Raw genomic sequence first — 17,009 nt, 5'->3', positions numbered from 1 at the left:
TTGTAACGCGACGGCGCGCTCCCGAATTCGGGCGACAGTCAAGGGGTTTGTATGGGTCCGCCCCGTACAGATAACCGATGTCCGAGAGACTATCTAGACGACGGTACGTCGCCGGAACCGGAGCCGCACTCGCGCTCGGCACGCTCGCCGGGTGCTCGGGTGGAGGCGACGGCGGCAGCGGCGGGAACGGCGGCGGAGACGACTCCGGCGGGGGCTCGGAGGCCGAGGCGCTCGACGACGTTCCGAGCGCCCTCGACGAGTACCTCTCCGACGCACGGCTCTACGACGGGTCCATCCTCGATTACACCGGAGAAGACGAAGTGACTGTCCGCGTCGGAGCGGGCGACGTCGGGTTCGCGTTCGATCCCCCAGCGATCCGCGTCGACGCGGGGACGACCGTCGTCTGGGAGTGGACCGGACAGGGCGGCGCACACAACGTCCAGTCCGCGGAGGACTCCGCGTCCGAGTTCAACAGCGGCAGCGCGGTCACGGAGGAGGGGACGACCTTCGAGCAGACGTTCGACAGCGCCGGAATCCAACTGTACTACTGCCTTCCTCACCAGACGAGCGGGATGCTCGGCGGTATCGACGTCGTCGAGGGATGAGCCGACGGCGGGTCGGCAACGACGCCTCTCGGCGCGCGGACGGCGGGGTCAGGGAAGGTGCGACCACCGGACGTCGACGATCCGGTCGTGCTCGCTCGTGACGGTCGGGCGCGCGAGGTGGTCGTTGGCGTTGACACCCGCCTCTGCCAACCGTGAGAGAGCTTCCTCAAGCGTCCGGTCGGACCGAGCGATCGACGAATCGCGGACGTACGGAGCGTCGATCGGCTCCGATCGGTCGTTCGCCGTCTCGATCTCGTCCGCGAGGTCGGACCCGATGGCGTGTGGCGGCTGGTGGAACCGCCAGTCGCCGATCCGCAAGAAGAGCCAGACGTCGCCGTGAATGGAGTGGTACTCCCCGGTGACGTGAGAGGAGTCGTGTGCGACCACGCGAGCGATGACGGCCGTCTTCGTTCGGTATAAGGCGTCTTTGCGCGCGGAACGGACGTTGCTCTCGGTGACGTCGCCGCGGTCGTACGCGTCGGTCGCCTCGTCGGCGAGCCGCTTTGCGGTCTTGTTGACGACGTACAGCGATTCGAGCAGATCGTCCGTCGGTTCGAGCGCGTCCACGGTGTGGTCCGGTCGTCGTCTGCGACCGACGTGTGGTCTGTGCGTCGCGCCAATATGCGTTTCGGGGACCGTCGGACGGCTGACGGTTCGGTGTCGGTGAACGCCCGCGAGCCGGGTCCCGGATGGTTAATTCTTTAAGCACACGAACGAAGGGGATAGCAAGCAATGTCGTCCGATTCGCTCAAACTGTACTCGGCGATATACGTCGCGCTCCTGATCGCGGCCGCGCTCAACTTCGTTCTCTTCGAAGCCGACTTCCTCGCGTTCACGTACGCGCAAGCGCTCGGCGGAACGCTGGTGATCGCGACCGTCAAGACGCTGCTCATCGTCGCGTACTTCCAGCACCTCCGCTGGGAGAACCGCTCTCTGACCTACGTGATGGCGCTCGCGCTCGCGCTCACCATGCTGCTTATGGCCGCCGCGACGTACTCCATCTCGTAATCGGCGCGCGCTCGCGCCGTCGAGCTCCCGGCGCTTCGACCGAGAGATTTGACACGTTCGGGCGTGTTTTTTGTAGTCGCGGTCGAACATCGCGGTATGGAACTGCGAGCCGCCACGACCGACGACATCGACGCGATCCGACGAGTCGCCCGCGAGTCGCTCTTCGCTTCTTACGAACATGCAGTCGACCGAGCCCTCCTCGAAGAGGCGGTGGACGAGTGGTACGACCCGGCCGACCTCGACGACGACATCGACGACGACGAGACGGTGTGTCCCGTCGCCGTCGTCGACGACGAGGTCGTCGGGTTCGCCGAGAGCTACGTGATCGGCCGCCGTGAACGCGTCGGCGAGATCGACTGGCTTCACGTCCACCCGGACCACCGCGGGTCGGGGATCGGCTCCGCGCTGTTGGCGCTCGTGGAATCGGAGCTGAAAGACGCCGACGTCGACCGCATCGAGGCTCGCGTCCTCGCGACCAACGAGGCCGGAACGGTGTTTTACGAGTCTGAAGGGTACGAACTGGTGGACGAGCGCGCGGTCGAGATCGGGCAAGAGACGTTCGACGAGCGAGGGTACAGGAAACAGCTCAGCCGGCTGACCGGCATCTCCGACGGCGTCGTCGAGACCGACGACGGCGAGCGCATCTACGTCGCCTTCGACGAGAGCGAGCGGGGATCGCTCGCACCGTTTTACGTCGCGTACGCCGACCCCGACAGGGACCAACGATACGGCTACTTCTGTGGCAACTGCGAGGGGACCAACATCGCCATCGACACCATGGACCGAATGGAGTGTGCGGGCTGCGGGAACCGCCGCAAGCCGTCTCGGTGGGACGCCGCGTACTGACCGTCACACCGTCGTTCGATGCGTCTGTCGGGCGTCAGAGTGCTGTCTGCGTGACATTAATTCTTCATCGATTCGCAGTATCGGTCCGTTCCTCAGTCGTCGCTACGTGGGCCGTCTCCGCGCCACCGGCGGTACAGTAGATACGCGATCGCCAGCCCGAGCCCCCACGATCCGACCCCGAGCACCGCGAACGCGGCACCCCACAGAAACTCGCCTGTCGGCACTCCGAACATACGCCCTCTCGGCGTTTGCGCCACATAAACGCACCGAGCACGGCACAGCCCTCCCGCCGTGTGAGTCACTCGGGGAACCGTATTCGACGACGAAAACAACGAGTCACGTCCCGACACCCGACGCAGCGCGGCGAGAGGGGGCGATCCCCTCAGAAGAGGTAGAACAGCGGGAAGATGAACACCCAGACGATGTCGACGAAGTGCCAGTAGAGCCCGAAGTACTCGATCGGGCGCTCGTCTTCCATGTAGTGTCCCTGATACGCCCTGACGAACAGGAAGATTGCGATCAGGAGACCGCCGACGACGTGGATCCCGTGGAGCCCCGTCGTCACGTAGTAGATCGACGCCTGGATCGGGTCACCGTGGGAGTTCTGTGCGATGGTGACGCCCACGTCGTATATCTCGTGGTGCCACTCCCACAGCTTGATCGCGAGGAACGTGAACCCGAGCGCGATGGTCGCCCCGAGCGACGCGAGCACTCCCTGCCGGCTCTTCCGGTGGGCGGCCACGAGCGCGAGGATGACGGTGAACGACGACGTGAGGAGCACGAACGTGTTGATGAGCCCCGGCAGCGACTCGGTCAGCGGCGACCACGTGCGCCAGCCGGCGTTGTAACGGACGAAGATGGCCGCGGACAGGAACGCGCCGAAGACGATCACGTCAGAGGCGAGGAAGAACCACATTCCCAGCTTGACCTTCTCGACGCCGTTGAACGGCCAGCGTTCCGCGAACTCGGTCGGCGGCGCGTAGAAGTCTTCGAGCCCCCACTTCACGCCGCTCGCGACGAGCCCCACCAGTCCCACGACGGTGAGGATCGGGTAGACCGGGTTCGATATCGTCACGGTCGTCGACGCCAGCGACTCACCGAGCTCGAAGACGACGTTGTCGTGGAACCCGGAGAGCCCGAGGAACAGCACGCCGAGCGCGAACGAGAGCGCGAGCGGCCATATGCTCGCGTGGCTCGGGTGTTTGTCCCAGTACGGGTACTCCTTGATGTGCGCCGAGTGGCTGTCGCCGCCGTCGGTGGCGACGTCGCCGTTATCGTCGGTCTTCACCGCGGGACCGCCGTCCGGCACGTAGTCTTTCACGAACTCCAGCTTCCCGGACGCGTACGAGGGCCGGTTCGACCAGTTTTCGAGCGGCGGAGGCGACGGCACCGCCCACTCCGCGGTCCGTGAGTAGTCCCACGGGTTCGCGCCGGCGTCCGGGCCGGAGACGTACGACTTCGCGAAGTTGTAGAACATGATGAAGAAGGAGAACCCGAGCATGAACGCCCCGATCGTCCCGATCTGGTGGTAGATCTGGAACGCGGGGTTGTACTCGAAGACGCGGCGCGGGGTCTCCCAGCCGAGGAACATCGAGAAGTACACCGCGTTGAACCCGATGAAGAAGATGACGAAGTGGATCTTACCGAGCAGCTCGTCGTACATCTTCCCCGTCATCTTCGGGAACCAGTAGTACGCCGCGCCGAACAGCGCCGTCGCGCCCCCGAACATCACGTAGTGGAAGTGCGCGACCACCCAGTAGGTGCCGCGGAACTCGTAGTCAAGCACGATAGCGCCGAGGAAGACGCCGGTGATGCCGCCGAGGATGAACAGGAGCAGCGCACCGAACGCGAAGAGGAACGGCGTCGTGAACTGTATCCGCCCCTTGATCAGCGTGTAGATGAGCGAGAAGACGACCAGGTCGAACGGGAGCGATATCCCGATAGTAGTCGCCATCATCAGCGTCTTGATCTCGAGGTTGATCGTCGTCAGGAACATGTGGTGCATCCACACGAGGAACGACTGGACCGAGATCAGACAGATGGAGATGATGACCCACTTCCGGCCGACGAGCCGACGTCCGGAGAACGTCTGGAACAGCTCCAACATCGCGCCGAGCGCCGGGAAGAACACGATGTACACTTCCGGGTGACCGAAGAACCAGAACAGGTGGCCCCACAGGAGCGACCCTCCCTCCGTCGCGGAGAAGTAGACGCTCCCGAGCACGCGGTCAGACGCGAGGATGAGGCCGACGGCGAGAAGCGCCGCGAACGCGAACAGCATCATCCACACCGTCGCGAGCATCGACCACGTGAACATCGGCATGTCCATGATCCCCATTCCCTCGGCCCGGGAGTGGTGGATCGACGTGAGGAAGTTCACCGTCGACGCGGTGACGCCGATGACGAACATCGCGAGCGCGAGCACTGCCCCCGTCGACCCGATGCTCGGCGTGTACATCGGAACGTTGAGGGGCGCGTACATCGTCCACCCCGCGTTCAGCGTGCCGCCCTGGAAGAAGCTGATCCCGAGGAGGACGCCCGAGAACAGGTACATCCAGTACGAGAGCGCGTTCAGCCGCGGGAACGCGAGGTCGTCAGCACCGATCTGCAGGGGCACGAAGTAGTTCGCGAACCCGAACCCGAACGGCGAGAGGAACCAGAACACCATTATCAGCCCGTGAGCGGTGACGGCCTCGTTGTACGCGAGCCCGGAGAGGACCTGATTCGCCGGGTCCCACAGCTGTACCCGGATGAGCAGCGCGAGGACCCCGCCGAAAAGCAGGAAGAACAACGCGGTGATCGTGTACAAGATACCGATGTCCTTGTGGTTCGTCGTGACGAGCCAGCGCTTCACCGAGGTCGTCGGCGGAAGCTCACTCATGCGGGAACACCCCCGGCAGTCGTGCCGTCGATACTGGTGGCGTTCTCGCCGTTAGCGTTCTCTTCGCCGGTCCCGGCGTACCATTCTTCCCATTCATCCTGTGGAATCACGGTTATCTGTCCCTTCATCGCCGAGTGCCCCGAGCCGCAGAGCTCGAAGCACTCGACCATGTACGTCGCTTCGCCGCCCTGTGCTTCGACCTCCTCGGAACTCACAGAGAACCAGTTGCTGTTGGTCTCTCCGGGGATAGCGTCCGATTTTATCCGCAACTCCGAGGAGCCGAAGTTGTGCCACACGTCTCTCGACGTCACCTCGATGTCGATCCGCTGGTCGGCCGGAACGATCATCTCGCCGGTCTCCGTGTGACCGTTCGGGTACTCGTACTCCCAGCCGAACTGATACCCTTCGACGAGAATCTCGATGTCGCCTTCATCGCCCGTGTCGGGCCCCTCTTCGACGTAGAGGAGGATCCCGTACGCGTACACGACGAGGCTGATGACGACGATGGCGCTCAGCCCGAACGAGAGGAAGAGTTTCTTCGCTTTTGGACCGCCCTGTCCCGTCGGGAGCTCGCCGACGACCGGTGCGTCGAAGTCGTCTTTCGGCTCTCCGCCGTCGTCGCGGTATTTGTACACGTTCCACAGCGTGTACGAGACGACGATCGTACCGATGAGGGTGCCCAGCGCGAGGAAGACGAAGAAGATCTCATCGAAGACCTCCGCCTGTGCCCGCCAGCCGGTTCCCTGTTGCAGTATCACTGTATCTATCATGTTCGTCTGTCTGCTCTTGTACCCTCCTTGGCGATGGCACACTTAGCTCTTGTGTAGCAGGTCGGTGTGTGACGCTCCCCGGCCTGAAACCGAACGTGTCGAAGGCTATTTGTACGCGCGAACGGACGGGACAACAACGAACTCACCATGGTCTCACTCACCCTCTTGAGCACGGCACTGATGGGGCTGCTCGTCGTCGCTACGTTCCTCGCTGTGGCGCGGATCGGCGCGCAACGAACGGCTCCCGGCGCGGGCGAACAGGATCGGTACGCCGCGGTCACCGAAGCGCTGAAAGAGGTCGCCGGAACGCCGATCGTCTGGGCGGTCGGATTCCTCGCGATAACCGTGGGCGTGGGCGCGGTGACGCTTCTCGCCGTCGGCAGCTTCGGGATTCCCGAGGCGCTCGCCGGGACGCTCCTCTCGCTCGTCTATGCGGCCGTCGGACTGCTCCTCGTCGGATTCGTCTTCCTCGGCGCGTACTTTTCCGCACGTGGACGCGGGCTCGGAAACGCCCACGGCGTCGCGGCCGGATCGTTCGCGACCGGTCTGGTGTTCCTCGTCGTCATCGTGGTCCAGCTCCTCGTCGGTATCATCGGCTGACGCCGGACCACCGTCTCACCGAAATTCTGCAGGCATCGCGGCCGTAGCAGCATCCGACGGCGACACATCCAACTGCGGCTCTCTTCTGTGGTCAACTCACGCGACGGCCACGCCCCTTCGCGCGAGGTAGTCGCTCGCCGCTTTGATCTCGACCGGACTCCCGATGATGCGGGAGCACTCGTCCGACTCGACGACTGTCACGGTGAACCGCTCGCAGAGCCGGTCACGGAGACCGTCGAGCGCGCGACGCGGGAGGACGATCTGCGTGCTGTCACGGAGGCTCGACGGGTCGGGCATTCGGCGTGCAGGGTGATCCGACGGGCCGAATATAACCGTGTCGAAACATCGACACGACGGCCGTCACCGATGGACGCGGTCGGCCGGGAGCCTCACCGCCAGCCGGGAACCGATCCGGCGGGCAGAAAGAACACCTTTAACGAGCCGAACGGCCGACTGTTCGCCAATGGGACTGGAGGAAGAGATCGAGGACCTCCGCGAGGAGATCGCCGAGACGCCCTACAACAAGTCCACCGAGGCACACATCGGGCGGCTGAAGGCGAAGCTCGCGGAAAAAAAGGAGAAGCTGGAGAACCAGTCCTCCGCCGGCGGCGGTCACGGGTACGCCGTCGAGAAGCACGGCGACGCCACGGTCGCGCTCGTCGGGTTCCCGAGCGTGGGCAAGTCGACGCTCATCAACGCCCTCACTAACGCCGACAGCGAGGTCGGCTCCTACGAGTTCACGACGCTCGACGTCAATCCGGGGATGCTGATGTACCGCGGTGCCAACATCCAGATCCTCGACGTGCCCGGACTGATCGAGGGTGCGGCGGGCGGACGCGGAGGCGGCAAGGAAGTGCTCTCCGTCGTCCGCACCGCCGACCTGGTCGTGTACGTCCTCTCCGTCTTCGAGATCGAACAGTACGACCGCCTCAGTGAGGAGCTGTACAACACGAACATCCGGCTCGACACGGACCCCCCGAACATCAACATCCGGAAGACGCACAAGGACGGCATCGGGGTGACGATGAGCGACGAGGTGAGCCTCGACGAGGACACGGTAAAGCAGGTGCTCCGCGAGTACGGCTACGTCAACGCGAAGGTGACCATCCCCCACGACCTCACGATCGACGAGCTCGTCGACGCCGTGATGGACAACCGGGAGTACCTCCCGTCGATGGTCACGGTGAACAAAGCCGACCTCATCGACAAGGAGTACCTCCCGACGGTCAAATCCGAGCTTCGCGACCGGGACCTCGACCCCGACGACGTCATCTTCATCTCCGCGGAGGAGGAGCTCGGACTCGACGGGCTCAAAGAGCGGCTCTGGGAGGAGCTCGGGCTCATCCGGATCTACATGGACAAGCCCGGCCGCGGCGTCGACTACGAGGAGCCGCTCGTCCTCTTCGAGGGCGACACCGTCGGCGACGCCTGCGAGAAGATCGGCGGCGAGTTCGACGAACGGTTCAAGTTCGCCCGCGTCTCCGGGCCGAGCGCGAAACACGACGACCAGCAGGTCGGGAAAGGCCACGAGCTCGCCGACGAGGACGTCCTCCGGATCGTCGCACGGAAGTGACCTCGCCTCACGGCAACAGCAGGTAGACGAAGAGGAGATAACCGCCGGTGAGGATACTTCCGTCCGCCCGAGAGACGCGCTCGTGGCGGTACATCAACCCGACGACCAGCGCGGTGAACGCGAGGAGTGCAGGGAACTCGAACCCGCGCACGCCCGGGCTCACGCTGATCGGGGTGACGAGCGCGACGATCCCGATGACCGCGAGGACGTTGTAGATGTTGGACCCGACGACGTTGCCGACGCTGAACTCGGCCTCGCCGCGAACGGCGGCGACGACGCTGGCGGCCAGTTCTGGCAGCGAGGTGCCGAGCGCGAGCACCGTGAGTCCGATGAACAAATCGGAGAACCCGGCGGCCGCTAGGAGCGACTGTCCGCCGTCGATGAGCCAGCGCGAGCCGAGGACCAACGCGACGAGCCCGCCTCCGACCGCGGCGACGTCTCGCAGCTTCGCGTCGGGCATCCCCTGTCGCTCCGCGTCCGTGATCGCCGACTGCGTCTGTCGGATCCGTCGCATGATAACGACGGTGAACCCGACGAGCGTGGCGAGGAGGACGATGCCGTCTAGCGCCCCGATGCGTCCGTCCCAGCCGAGTCCGACGAGAAGCAGCGCGGCGAGCACCATGAACGGGACGTGTCGCCGCAACACCGTCTCTGAGATATCGAGCGGCCGGATCATAGCGGAGACGCCGAGCACCAGACCGATGTTCGCGACGTTCGATCCCACGATCGCGCCCAGCCCGGTGTCCGTCGACACCGTGATCGCGCCCAGAAGCGAGACGAACAGCTCGGGCGTGGTGGTCGCGAACGCGACGACGGTGACGCCGACGGTCGACGCCTTCAGCCCGATCGCAAGCGCCAGGTCGCTCGCACCCTGAACGAGCAGCTCGGCGCCGAGGTACAGGAGCGCGGCACCGCCGGCGAGCAACAGGAGTTCGGTTAGTGGCGGGCCGAGAGGCACGGCTCCCGGTTCTCGACGACGTTCAAAAAGCGTCGCGGTTCCGGCTCCACCCTGCGGCCGGACTCGGGCGCGGTTGTACCGGGACCGAACGGTCTCAGACCCGCGTCGAGCGGAACTGCCCGTGTTTCACGCCGATGGCGAACGCCACGGCTCCGAATACGAGCATCGAGGGGACGACCATCATCAGCGTCGTCTGGAGCGGCATCATCCCGGCTCCGATCAGACCGCCGGCTCCGATCGCGACGATCAGTAGCAGCAACGCGGCCGCACGTGGCAAGTCGAAGTCCATACGCGTGATACGGCTTCCGTGACCCTAAGAGTTCGGCCGACGAGCGACCGAGGCGGTCACGCCTCGAGTATCTCGTCGGAGCCGTCCCCGTCGTCTGCTGGCAGCCTGAGATCGACCTCCGCGGCAGTCACCGCGGTCCCACCGACGCGGACCTCGTCGCCGTCGACGCGGGCTCTGACGTGCCCCGGCCGGTCGAGGAAGTGACCCTGTTCGAACCGCAGTTCCTCGGGGAACTCGCCGTCGAAGGCCTCCGCGGCGCGGAGGTAGCCTGCGACGGCCCCGCTCGCCGTTCCGGTGACGGGGTCTTCCTCGACTCCGAGGGCCGGTGCGAACGCCCGCCCGTGCACGGTCGATTCGGCCTCAAGCGTGTCGAACGTGAACGCGTACACGCCTGCGACGTCGAACTCCTCCGATATCCTCTCGATCGCGGCCGAGTCCGGATCGGCTTCACCGAGGCGTTGGAGGAAGTTCACGGGCACGACGAGCCACGGGAGCCCGGTCGACGCGACGGCGACCGGGAGGTCTGCACCGATGTCGGCGAGCGCCGCCGGGTCGACGCCGAGCGCGTCTCCGAGCCGGTCCGCGCCGAGCGCCTCTGCCCCGACCACGTCGACGGTCGGTGAATCTTGGCCCATCCAGACGGTCCCGTCGTCGTCGATCCGGATCTCGAGGTCGCCGACGTTCGTCCGGAGCGTTCGCTCTCCCGCGTCGATCGCCCCGTCCGCGTACAGCGCTCCGTAGCTCGCGATGGTCGCGTGGCCGCACAGGTCCACCTCCGTCGTGGGAGTGAAATACCGGACCCGCTCGTTGGCCGTGTCGGTCGCGTCGCTGTCGTCGTCTTTTCGGCCGTTTTCATCGCCCCCTCGGTCGCCCGACCCGACGAGGAACGCGGTCTCGGACGCACCGAGTTCTGCGGCGATCCGTGCCATCCGGTCGTCGCTCATCCCCGCTGCGCCGGGGACGACCCCGGCGACGTTCCCCTCCAGCGGTTCGTCAGTGAATGCGTCGACGAGCAGCGCGCGTCGCGTCTCCATGGGTGCACCTCTGCGGCCGGACGCAAAAGACTCCCGAGGACGGATTCGCCGACGTCCCGGCACGTTCTCGTACCGGCGTCCGATGTGAACCCTTTTGGCCTCAACGGCAGATGGGGTGGTATGGGTCTCTTTGACCGGCTGCGAGGGAACGACACTCCGCGAGTGGCGTTCCTCGGGGTCGACGGCCTCCCGCACGGTCTCGTCGTCGACAACCCGGACACGTTCCCGACGCTGTCGGCGATCGCCGACGAGGGCGACGGGGGACAGATCGACAGCACAGTCCCGCCGGATTCGAGCGCGTGCTGGCCGGTGCTCGCGAGTGGAGTCAACCCCGGCGAAACCGGCGTATACGGGTTTCAAGACCGCGAGATCGGATCCTATGACACGTACGTTCCGATGGGTCGCGACGTGCAAGCGACCCGCGTGTGGGACCGCGCGACGGAGGCGGGACTCGACGCGACGGTGATGAACGTCCCGGTCACCTTCCCGCCACAGCGGACCGTCCAGCGGATGGTCTCCGGCTATCTCTCGCCGGACATCGACGCGGCCGCCCACCCCGACGAGCTTCGCGAACGCCTCGCCGAGAGCGACTATCGACTCTCGGTCAACGCGAAGCTCGGGCACAGACCCGACAAGTCCGACTTCATCGAGCACGCCCGGGAAACGCTCGACGCCCGTTACGACGCCTTCTCGCACTACCTCGCCGAGGACGACTGGGACCTGTTTTTCGGCGTGTTCACTGCACCGGATCGGGTGAACCATTTCTTGTGGGGAGACTACACTGACGACGGAACGTACCGCGACGACTTCCTCTCGTTTTACGCCGCCCTCGACGATCACATCGGAGCGATTCGCGGACGCCTTCCGGACGACGTCGTTCTCGTCGTCGGGTCCACGCACGGATTCACGCGACTCCGACACGACGTGTACTGCAACGAGTGGCTCGAACGAGAGGGGTGGCTCTCGTATGGCGACGACGACCACGACACGCTCTCCGACATCGACGACGACACTCGGGCGTACTCGCTCGTCCCCGGCCGGTTTTACCTCAACTTGGAGGACCGCGAGCCAACGGGAGCCGTTCCCGCCTCCGAGTACGAAGCCGTCCGTGCCGAACTCCAAGAAGACCTCAGGTCGTGGGAAGGCCCGAACGGGAGGCCCGTCGCGAAACGCGTCGTCGAGCGCGAGACGGTGTTCCGCGGCGACCACGACGAGATCGCTCCCGACCTCGTCGTCATCCCGAACGAGGGGTTCGACCTCAAGTCCGGCTTCCGCCCGCACGACCGCGTGTTCGACTCCGACGGCCCGCGGACGGGAATGCACACTTTCGAAGACGCCGGACTGTTCGTCGACCACCCGGACGCGAAGGTCGAAGACGCGGACTTACTCGACGTCGCACCCACCCTCCTCAGGCTCCTCGACGTCGAGTACGGTCGGACCGACCTCGACGGCGCGAGCCTCGTTTAGGTCCCCGGCCGCGGACATCGTGTACCCGCTCGAACGACTCGTTCCCCACCGACCGCGAGGGTTGAAGTAACCCGCGGGCGATTGCGATAACATGGAATACACGCCGGACGGCACTCCCGTCGGCGTCGACGATCCGTACGCGGCCGCCGGGGTCTGCGATCACCTCACCGACGACGGTCGCTGCCGCTTCGCGTTGGAGCGGACCGGAGACGATCCCGAGTTCGCCGCGGACAGGCGCGCGAACGGATACGCTTGCTACGTCGGATCGGACCGGAGGTGGAAGGCCTGTCCGCACTACCGATCGACGACCGACGGGCGCGAATGTCTGCGGTGCGGAGTATCCGAGGTCCGGTTAGCACACGACGACGCTCGCCCGCTGGTCGAGGAACACCACCTGTCGTACGGACGCACGCAGGCCGAGCACGGACACACGGAGGGCAGATCGGCGGGCGACAGCGGTGAGACTGGCGACGTCGACGCCGGCCCTCACGAGATCACCGTCGCGCTCTGTCGCTGGTGTCACACGAAAGTTCACCGCTCGTTCGCACGGATCGACGACGACGCGAGCCCTGACCCCGAGGCGATCGCGGAGCGGGAGGGGCGGCGTCGCAAGACCCGCTCGGAGTCACCGTTCGAGACGGCGAGTCAGCGCCGCGATCGAGCCGACCGGCGAGACGAATCGGACGGCTGAACGGAATCCCGGAGGACAGGACCTAGATCAGAGGTGTCAGACGGCCTGAGACGCCGCTAAGCGTCTGGTTTCGGGCGGATGAGGTTCGCGAACGAGACGAGAAGCCCGAGGAACCATCCCAACGGGATCGAGATTCCGACCCACATCAGAACGTATCCCAGTCCGGGGATGCCCCACTGTGCGCCGAACGTCTCCAGATCGAACGCTCCACGGAGCGTCTCGTTGATTCCGCCTACCGCGAGGAACGTGTCGAGGATCCACCGTGCGAGTTCGTAGCTCGGATCGAGCACGATGTCCGAAATCGACGGCGTGAGAAGCGCTGCAACGACCGGTGGAAGGAAGATCGCGGTCATCGCGAACGGATACGCGAGGAGGACGCTCACGTACCGTCCACCGATTTTCGAGAACCCGGCTGCGAGACCGGCCGAGACGACTGCAACGATGCTGGCACCCCCAATTCCGAGCATCACGTCGGTCGGGAGTTGGAGGTGCGCGATGAGCGTGAGAGAGCCCCAGACGACCGTCGCGACGAGGACCGCGCCGGCGACGCCGAACCGCGCGACTGCCGAGTCGAGTTTTGCGGCGTAGTATCGCGTGGCGAACCCGACGAGGAGGAGCGGATACGCGATGGCCACGAGCGGTGCACCGAGCACGGCCCAGAGGTTGTACCCGATGGTCTGTACGGTCGTCTCCGGTTTCCATTTCCCCAACACCGTGCTCGGGTCCAGTTGCCTCGGGAAGACGACCTCCATCCACGTCTCGTGGAGCCGGACCACGTCAAGGAGGAGCGCTTCCACCAGCCCGGTTTGTCCTCGGCGTTCCATTTGCACCACCTCGCGCACGGGACACCGTGAACTTTGTGCCTTCGGCCGCTTCGAGGACTTAGATACGATAACGCTGCCCACACCTATCCTGCCGATCGTTTTTGACGAGCGAAACATCATCATTCGCAACTGATATATAAATCATCCAACCGAGTTCAACCATCCGCGACGTGAGACTTCGGTTACGTGATTGACTCGTGACGCAACAATTCCGGCGTTAGGGTCCCTTAGCTGTAGGTCCGGTCGCACTACACGAACAATATGGACCTGACAAATTTATCTCGGTACGTGCCGATCTTCGTGACCGTTACACTGATTCTGGTTGTGGTTATTGGTCTGATTGGTATTATTACTACACCTGCATCCGGGTTTTTGTGGAGCGTAGACGGAGTTAATGACATCACAGTCTCATCAAACGAAGAACAAACGATTAGCGGAATTAATATTTACAGCACGTCCCACGACGTTAAGATCAATGTTGGTGAATTAGCTCAACGGGGTGCAATACTTTCTCAAGACCCTTCATCGTATAAGTTAATTAATGGTGAGTCGACCAAAGCTGAGGAAGTATTTATAAAAAATCCGAGTAGCTCGGATGCTACAATAATTGTCAAAAGCTCTGCAATCACTAGCCTAGATAAATTTGACGTGGTAATAACTGATATCGATAGCACATCCATCTCAAAATATAGGGCTGATACCACCGAGATTGATGATGAGATCAGATATGTAGTTGAGCAGGATGAACAAAAAGAGGACATTTCATTCAAAATCCACTCTTCCGCTGAAATCACGACTGGTCCTCGATTATACGACCGAAATAATGGATCAGTTACCATAGAAAATGTTCATTTAACTAACAAAACATCTGACTACATTCTAGTGTGGAACTTGTCTTCTAAAGGGAACTTGGATACACCTCTTGGACAGGTTCAGGGTGAAAAAACGGCGATTACAATAGATGATAGTCTAATTGAAGGGACAACAGAGATCGCAGTCACCGCTCATCCCGATAACTATGGACCTGATAAGCAGACAATACATGCGATGGCCACCGCCACAATAACAGCGCCAATTCCGATTGAGCTCGTACAAGAACCCATATACTACCAGACTGCTCCTAGTGAAGACTCTCAGCCACAGAATACACTACTATTCGAGTTTAATACAAATCTAAGCGGCAATAACGGAAATATAACGGTAGAGTATTTTGATCATCCACCCTCAACAATCCAAATATCAGAAAGTTTTGGTGAGTATGAGGTATATGAGAATAAGCTAAAGCTGTTCTTATACACAGCAGAAACTTCTGATCCTGAGCAACCACACATTAGCGCTGTTTCTATAGAGAATGTCACATCAAATACAGGAGGTCCGTTCATTTCCAAAAGTAATTATGTCCCAATCAGAATCAGCCATCTAATTGATATCCCAAAAAATACATCAGTTCCAAATAATATAAATTTCGGATTTTATTCGGAAGCAAATAATCTAGGAGATCTTGAGCTTGTTCGCGGTAATGCGCATGTTTTTCCGGCATATACCTCACAAAATGTTTCCGTGTTTAATAGTTCTCAAACTAGAGAGGGAGATTACATAATTAATAGTAGTTCGCTCTTTGGTGAAAACATACTTAGTTTAACAAACACTTCTTTTGATCCTGAGGCTTCAAGCACTGTGACAACTGCAGAGCAAATAATACACTTCAATTCTGATTCGGTAGGTAGACATATCACTTTGACGTATTCTGAAATAAATTCATCATCTGTCCACAAAAGAGAATTTGATATAAATAATAAGACACAGCTTAAACAAGTAATCTCACCACCTATCCCCGGCACATATGAGTTAAATATAACCGATGTTGACTCGAATCAAACTATATCTCAAAGACTCGACGTGATTGAACATCAGGATCTAGCCATTAATGTGCCGGATATGCAAAACAAAACTGAGATCGGATCAAATTTTTTGCTTGAATTGTCTGGGACATATGACGAATCAACCGTAGAAGTAGAGAGGGATACTCAGAACGTTGCAACTGTCGAACTTTCGACTCCTACTCAAGGCACAACGCCGATCCGATTCAACACGTACGCCGCGAGAAACGCCTCCCTGAGCGACGAACTGGTCACAGCGGGGCCGGGAGCAACCGTTGAATCGGTGACCGTATCGACGGACGATGGGGCCTTCTCACCGGGAACCTACGAGATCGCAGTTCGATCCGAATACGGAGCGGTCACGACGGCCGATAGGACGTTCGTAACTCTCGGAGATCGGTCGACGGAGGGCGTGACGTCGTACACGACGGACCAGGTCGACGCTTCGGAGTTCGATTCCGCCGCCGCGGTTAGGGATGCGATCGCTGTCGGAACGGTTGCGTCATCGTCGACGATCCGGCCGGACGACACCGTCGTGTACGCGGTGAACGCGTCGGGACTCACCGGACTGCCCGCCGCGAGAAACGTCTCTCTCGCCACGGGTCGTGACCTCGCTCGACTCGACGGCGTTCAGTTCGGCATCGCCCCGACCGGGTCAATGGGTACGGCGGTTCAGACGGACGACGTCGGGAGCGTGCCCGACAACTCGTCCGTGTACCTCGACGGTCAGGGGCTGTTTGTCGTCGCGGAGGGTGACGGAGCACTGGCGACGGACGACACGCCGGACGACGGCGAGTCGTTCACCGCCACGTTCCGCGTCACGGACGACACTTTGCGGGACGCTACGTCCGATCCGGACGCCGATCACACCGTCTCGACGACGGTGACGTTCGAGGCGGTAGACACCGTACGCAACCCGGACGAAGCGGACGGAAGCGGCGAACCCGATAGCGTCACCGGTGGAGGCGGTGCTTCGGCTGGTGGTGGCGGTGCCGCGGGTGGCGGTGGCGGTGCTGTCGCCGGGGGCGGTGGCGGCAGTGGCGGTAGCGTCACTGGTGGTGGCGGCAGCGGAGGAGGTGGAAGCGTCGGAGGGGGATCCGGTTCGGGTGGCGGTGGTGGTACCCGCTCGGGTGGATACAGTCGCCTGTGGTCGTCAGAGGACACCGCGAGGTGGCAGTTACCCTCCCAGAACGGGGAGCGCTTCGGCACTCGACCGGCGGCGGACGTTCGAGACGTGTCAGAGACGCGATCTCTATCGATGTCGGTCGTCGCGGCGATGATCGTGTCCGATCGCGCCGCGGGGAGCGGTGCGGGCCGCGGCCTCGGGATCGACGGTGGTACCGCGACGGCGCGTGACGTCGCTACGAACCCGGATACGACTACAGACCCGACGAGACGCGTCGCGACCCCGACGTACGAGAACGCACCGATTCGGGCGACCGCAGAGGACGTCGCGGGTTTCGGTCCGCTCGCTACGCTCCTTTCCGTCATCCTCTTCGGGTGGGTCGCGATCCGTCGACGGGCGCTCGAACCGTGACTGTCTCGGGAAGACGAGCGCGGACAGCGGTATCCTTTTGCTGTAT

At 62.5% G+C, this 17,009-nt stretch carries 17 protein-coding genes; 8 read left to right on the top strand and 9 right to left on the bottom strand.

Going from position 1 to position 17,009, the window contains the following annotated elements:
• Positions 1 to 77 precede the first annotated feature (77 nt).
• Positions 78 to 605: a halocyanin domain-containing protein gene (locus NO930_RS11040; RefSeq protein WP_256403511.1), complete on the top strand. Its 528-nt coding sequence runs from the start codon at positions 78 to 80 to the stop codon at positions 603 to 605.
• Between the two features lie 48 nt (positions 606 to 653).
• Here the strand turns inward: NO930_RS11040 and NO930_RS11035 are convergent, their stop codons facing one another.
• On the bottom strand, positions 654 to 1,172 hold the full coding sequence (locus NO930_RS11035) for a hypothetical protein (RefSeq protein WP_256403510.1): 519 nt from the start codon (positions 1,170 to 1,172) through the stop codon (positions 654 to 656).
• Between the two features lie 165 nt (positions 1,173 to 1,337).
• On the opposite strand from NO930_RS11035, the gene NO930_RS11030 reads away from it, so the two are divergent.
• Together NO930_RS11030 and NO930_RS11025 are read left to right on the top strand one after the other, a co-directional pair.
• Entirely contained in the window at positions 1,338 to 1,613 is a 276-nt protein-coding gene (locus NO930_RS11030; RefSeq protein ID WP_256403509.1) for a cytochrome C oxidase subunit IV family protein, read from the top strand.
• Positions 1,614 to 1,709: 96 nt separating this feature from the next.
• Positions 1,710 to 2,459, top strand: a complete 750-nt coding sequence (locus NO930_RS11025; protein ID WP_137784660.1) for a GNAT family N-acetyltransferase — start codon at positions 1,710 to 1,712, stop codon at positions 2,457 to 2,459.
• Positions 2,460 to 2,551: 92 nt separating this feature from the next.
• Here NO930_RS11025 and NO930_RS11020 read toward each other — a convergent pair whose 3' ends face one another.
• The 3 genes from NO930_RS11020 to coxB all read right to left on the bottom strand — a co-directional run bounded on the left by NO930_RS11020 (position 2,552) and on the right by coxB (position 6,110).
• Positions 2,552 to 2,692, bottom strand: coding sequence for a hypothetical protein (locus tag NO930_RS11020; protein WP_256403508.1), 141 nt, complete (start codon positions 2,690 to 2,692; stop codon positions 2,552 to 2,554).
• A gap of 149 nt (positions 2,693 to 2,841) precedes the next feature.
• Positions 2,842 to 5,340 carry a cbb3-type cytochrome c oxidase subunit I gene (locus NO930_RS11015; protein WP_256403507.1) on the bottom strand — a complete coding sequence of 833 codons (2,499 nt, stop codon included), beginning with the start codon at positions 5,338 to 5,340 and terminating at the stop codon, positions 2,842 to 2,844.
• A complete protein-coding gene (gene coxB, locus NO930_RS11010; protein ID WP_137784474.1) occupies positions 5,337 to 6,110 on the bottom strand; it encodes a cytochrome c oxidase subunit II in 774 nt (257 codons plus the stop codon). The genes NO930_RS11015 and coxB overlap by 4 nt, the downstream gene beginning before the upstream one ends.
• Positions 6,111 to 6,257: 147 nt before the next feature.
• Here coxB and NO930_RS11005 point away from each other — a divergent pair, with 147 nt between their 5' ends.
• Positions 6,258 to 6,710 carry a hypothetical protein gene (locus NO930_RS11005; RefSeq protein ID WP_256403506.1) on the top strand — a complete coding sequence of 151 codons (453 nt, stop codon included), beginning with the start codon at positions 6,258 to 6,260 and terminating at the stop codon, positions 6,708 to 6,710.
• A 96-nt stretch (positions 6,711 to 6,806) separates the two neighbouring features.
• Here the strand turns inward: NO930_RS11005 and NO930_RS11000 are convergent, their stop codons facing one another.
• Complete coding sequence (locus tag NO930_RS11000; protein WP_137784345.1) at positions 6,807 to 7,007, bottom strand: VNG_1110C family protein; 201 nt, start codon at positions 7,005 to 7,007, stop codon at positions 6,807 to 6,809.
• A gap of 166 nt (positions 7,008 to 7,173) precedes the next feature.
• Between NO930_RS11000 and NO930_RS10995 the strand changes: the two genes are divergently transcribed.
• A complete protein-coding gene (locus NO930_RS10995) occupies positions 7,174 to 8,283 on the top strand; it encodes an OBG GTPase family GTP-binding protein (RefSeq protein ID WP_256403505.1) in 1,110 nt (369 codons plus the stop codon).
• 7 nt (positions 8,284 to 8,290) lie between these two features.
• Here NO930_RS10995 and NO930_RS10990 read toward each other — a convergent pair whose 3' ends face one another.
• The 3 genes from NO930_RS10990 to NO930_RS10980 form a co-directional block, all read right to left on the bottom strand.
• Positions 8,291 to 9,241 (bottom strand): calcium/sodium antiporter, encoded by a 951-nt coding sequence (locus tag NO930_RS10990; RefSeq protein WP_256403504.1) that lies wholly within the window; start codon positions 9,239 to 9,241, stop codon positions 8,291 to 8,293.
• A 94-nt stretch (positions 9,242 to 9,335) separates the two neighbouring features.
• Complete coding sequence (locus NO930_RS10985; RefSeq protein WP_137784576.1) at positions 9,336 to 9,530, bottom strand: DUF7333 family protein; 195 nt, start codon at positions 9,528 to 9,530, stop codon at positions 9,336 to 9,338.
• Positions 9,531 to 9,586: 56 nt separating this feature from the next.
• A complete protein-coding gene (locus NO930_RS10980) occupies positions 9,587 to 10,564 on the bottom strand; it encodes a PhzF family phenazine biosynthesis protein (protein ID WP_256403503.1) in 978 nt (325 codons plus the stop codon).
• Positions 10,565 to 10,684: 120 nt separating this feature from the next.
• Between NO930_RS10980 and NO930_RS10975 the strand changes: the two genes are divergently transcribed.
• Entirely contained in the window at positions 10,685 to 12,031 is a 1,347-nt protein-coding gene (locus tag NO930_RS10975; protein WP_256403502.1) for an alkaline phosphatase family protein, read from the top strand.
• A 91-nt stretch (positions 12,032 to 12,122) separates the two neighbouring features.
• On the top strand, positions 12,123 to 12,722 hold the full coding sequence (locus NO930_RS10970; RefSeq protein ID WP_256403501.1) for a DUF7097 family protein: 600 nt from the start codon (positions 12,123 to 12,125) through the stop codon (positions 12,720 to 12,722).
• A 56-nt stretch (positions 12,723 to 12,778) separates the two neighbouring features.
• Here the strand turns inward: NO930_RS10970 and NO930_RS10965 are convergent, their stop codons facing one another.
• Positions 12,779 to 13,519, bottom strand: a complete 741-nt coding sequence (locus tag NO930_RS10965) for a hypothetical protein (RefSeq protein WP_137783505.1) — start codon at positions 13,517 to 13,519, stop codon at positions 12,779 to 12,781.
• 315 nt (positions 13,520 to 13,834) lie between these two features.
• Here NO930_RS10965 and NO930_RS10960 point away from each other — a divergent pair, with 315 nt between their 5' ends.
• A complete protein-coding gene (locus NO930_RS10960) occupies positions 13,835 to 16,963 on the top strand; it encodes a hypothetical protein (RefSeq protein ID WP_256403500.1) in 3,129 nt (1,042 codons plus the stop codon).
• The last annotated feature ends 46 nt before the right edge of the window (positions 16,964 to 17,009 follow it).

It is taken from the genome of Halorubrum salinum (assembly GCF_024494575.1).
Classification (GTDB): Archaea; Halobacteriota; Halobacteria; order Halobacteriales; family Haloferacaceae; genus Halorubrum; species Halorubrum salinum.
Note: the sequence above shows the minus strand (reverse complement) of the source record. Positions and strands in the feature narration are given on the sequence as shown.

Coding starts and splice junctions, on each gene's coding strand:
- NO930_RS11040 (WP_256403511.1), top strand. CDS start 78: ATGTCCGAGAGACTATCTAGACGACGGTACGTCGCCGGAACCGGAGCC.
- NO930_RS11030 (WP_256403509.1), top strand. CDS start 1,338: ATGTCGTCCGATTCGCTCAAACTGTACTCGGCGATATACGTCGCGCTC.
- NO930_RS11025 (WP_137784660.1), top strand. CDS start 1,710: ATGGAACTGCGAGCCGCCACGACCGACGACATCGACGCGATCCGACGA.
- NO930_RS11020 (WP_256403508.1), bottom strand. CDS start 2,692: ATGTTCGGAGTGCCGACAGGCGAGTTTCTGTGGGGTGCCGCGTTCGCG.
- NO930_RS11015 (WP_256403507.1), bottom strand. CDS start 5,340: ATGAGTGAGCTTCCGCCGACGACCTCGGTGAAGCGCTGGCTCGTCACG.
- coxB (WP_137784474.1), bottom strand. CDS start 6,110: ATGATAGATACAGTGATACTGCAACAGGGAACCGGCTGGCGGGCACAG.
- NO930_RS11005 (WP_256403506.1), top strand. CDS start 6,258: ATGGTCTCACTCACCCTCTTGAGCACGGCACTGATGGGGCTGCTCGTC.
- NO930_RS11000 (WP_137784345.1), bottom strand. CDS start 7,007: ATGCCCGACCCGTCGAGCCTCCGTGACAGCACGCAGATCGTCCTCCCG.
- NO930_RS10995 (WP_256403505.1), top strand. CDS start 7,174: ATGGGACTGGAGGAAGAGATCGAGGACCTCCGCGAGGAGATCGCCGAG.
- NO930_RS10985 (WP_137784576.1), bottom strand. CDS start 9,530: ATGGACTTCGACTTGCCACGTGCGGCCGCGTTGCTGCTACTGATCGTC.
- NO930_RS10980 (WP_256403503.1), bottom strand. CDS start 10,564: ATGGAGACGCGACGCGCGCTGCTCGTCGACGCATTCACTGACGAACCG.
- NO930_RS10975 (WP_256403502.1), top strand. CDS start 10,685: ATGGGTCTCTTTGACCGGCTGCGAGGGAACGACACTCCGCGAGTGGCG.
- NO930_RS10970 (WP_256403501.1), top strand. CDS start 12,123: ATGGAATACACGCCGGACGGCACTCCCGTCGGCGTCGACGATCCGTAC.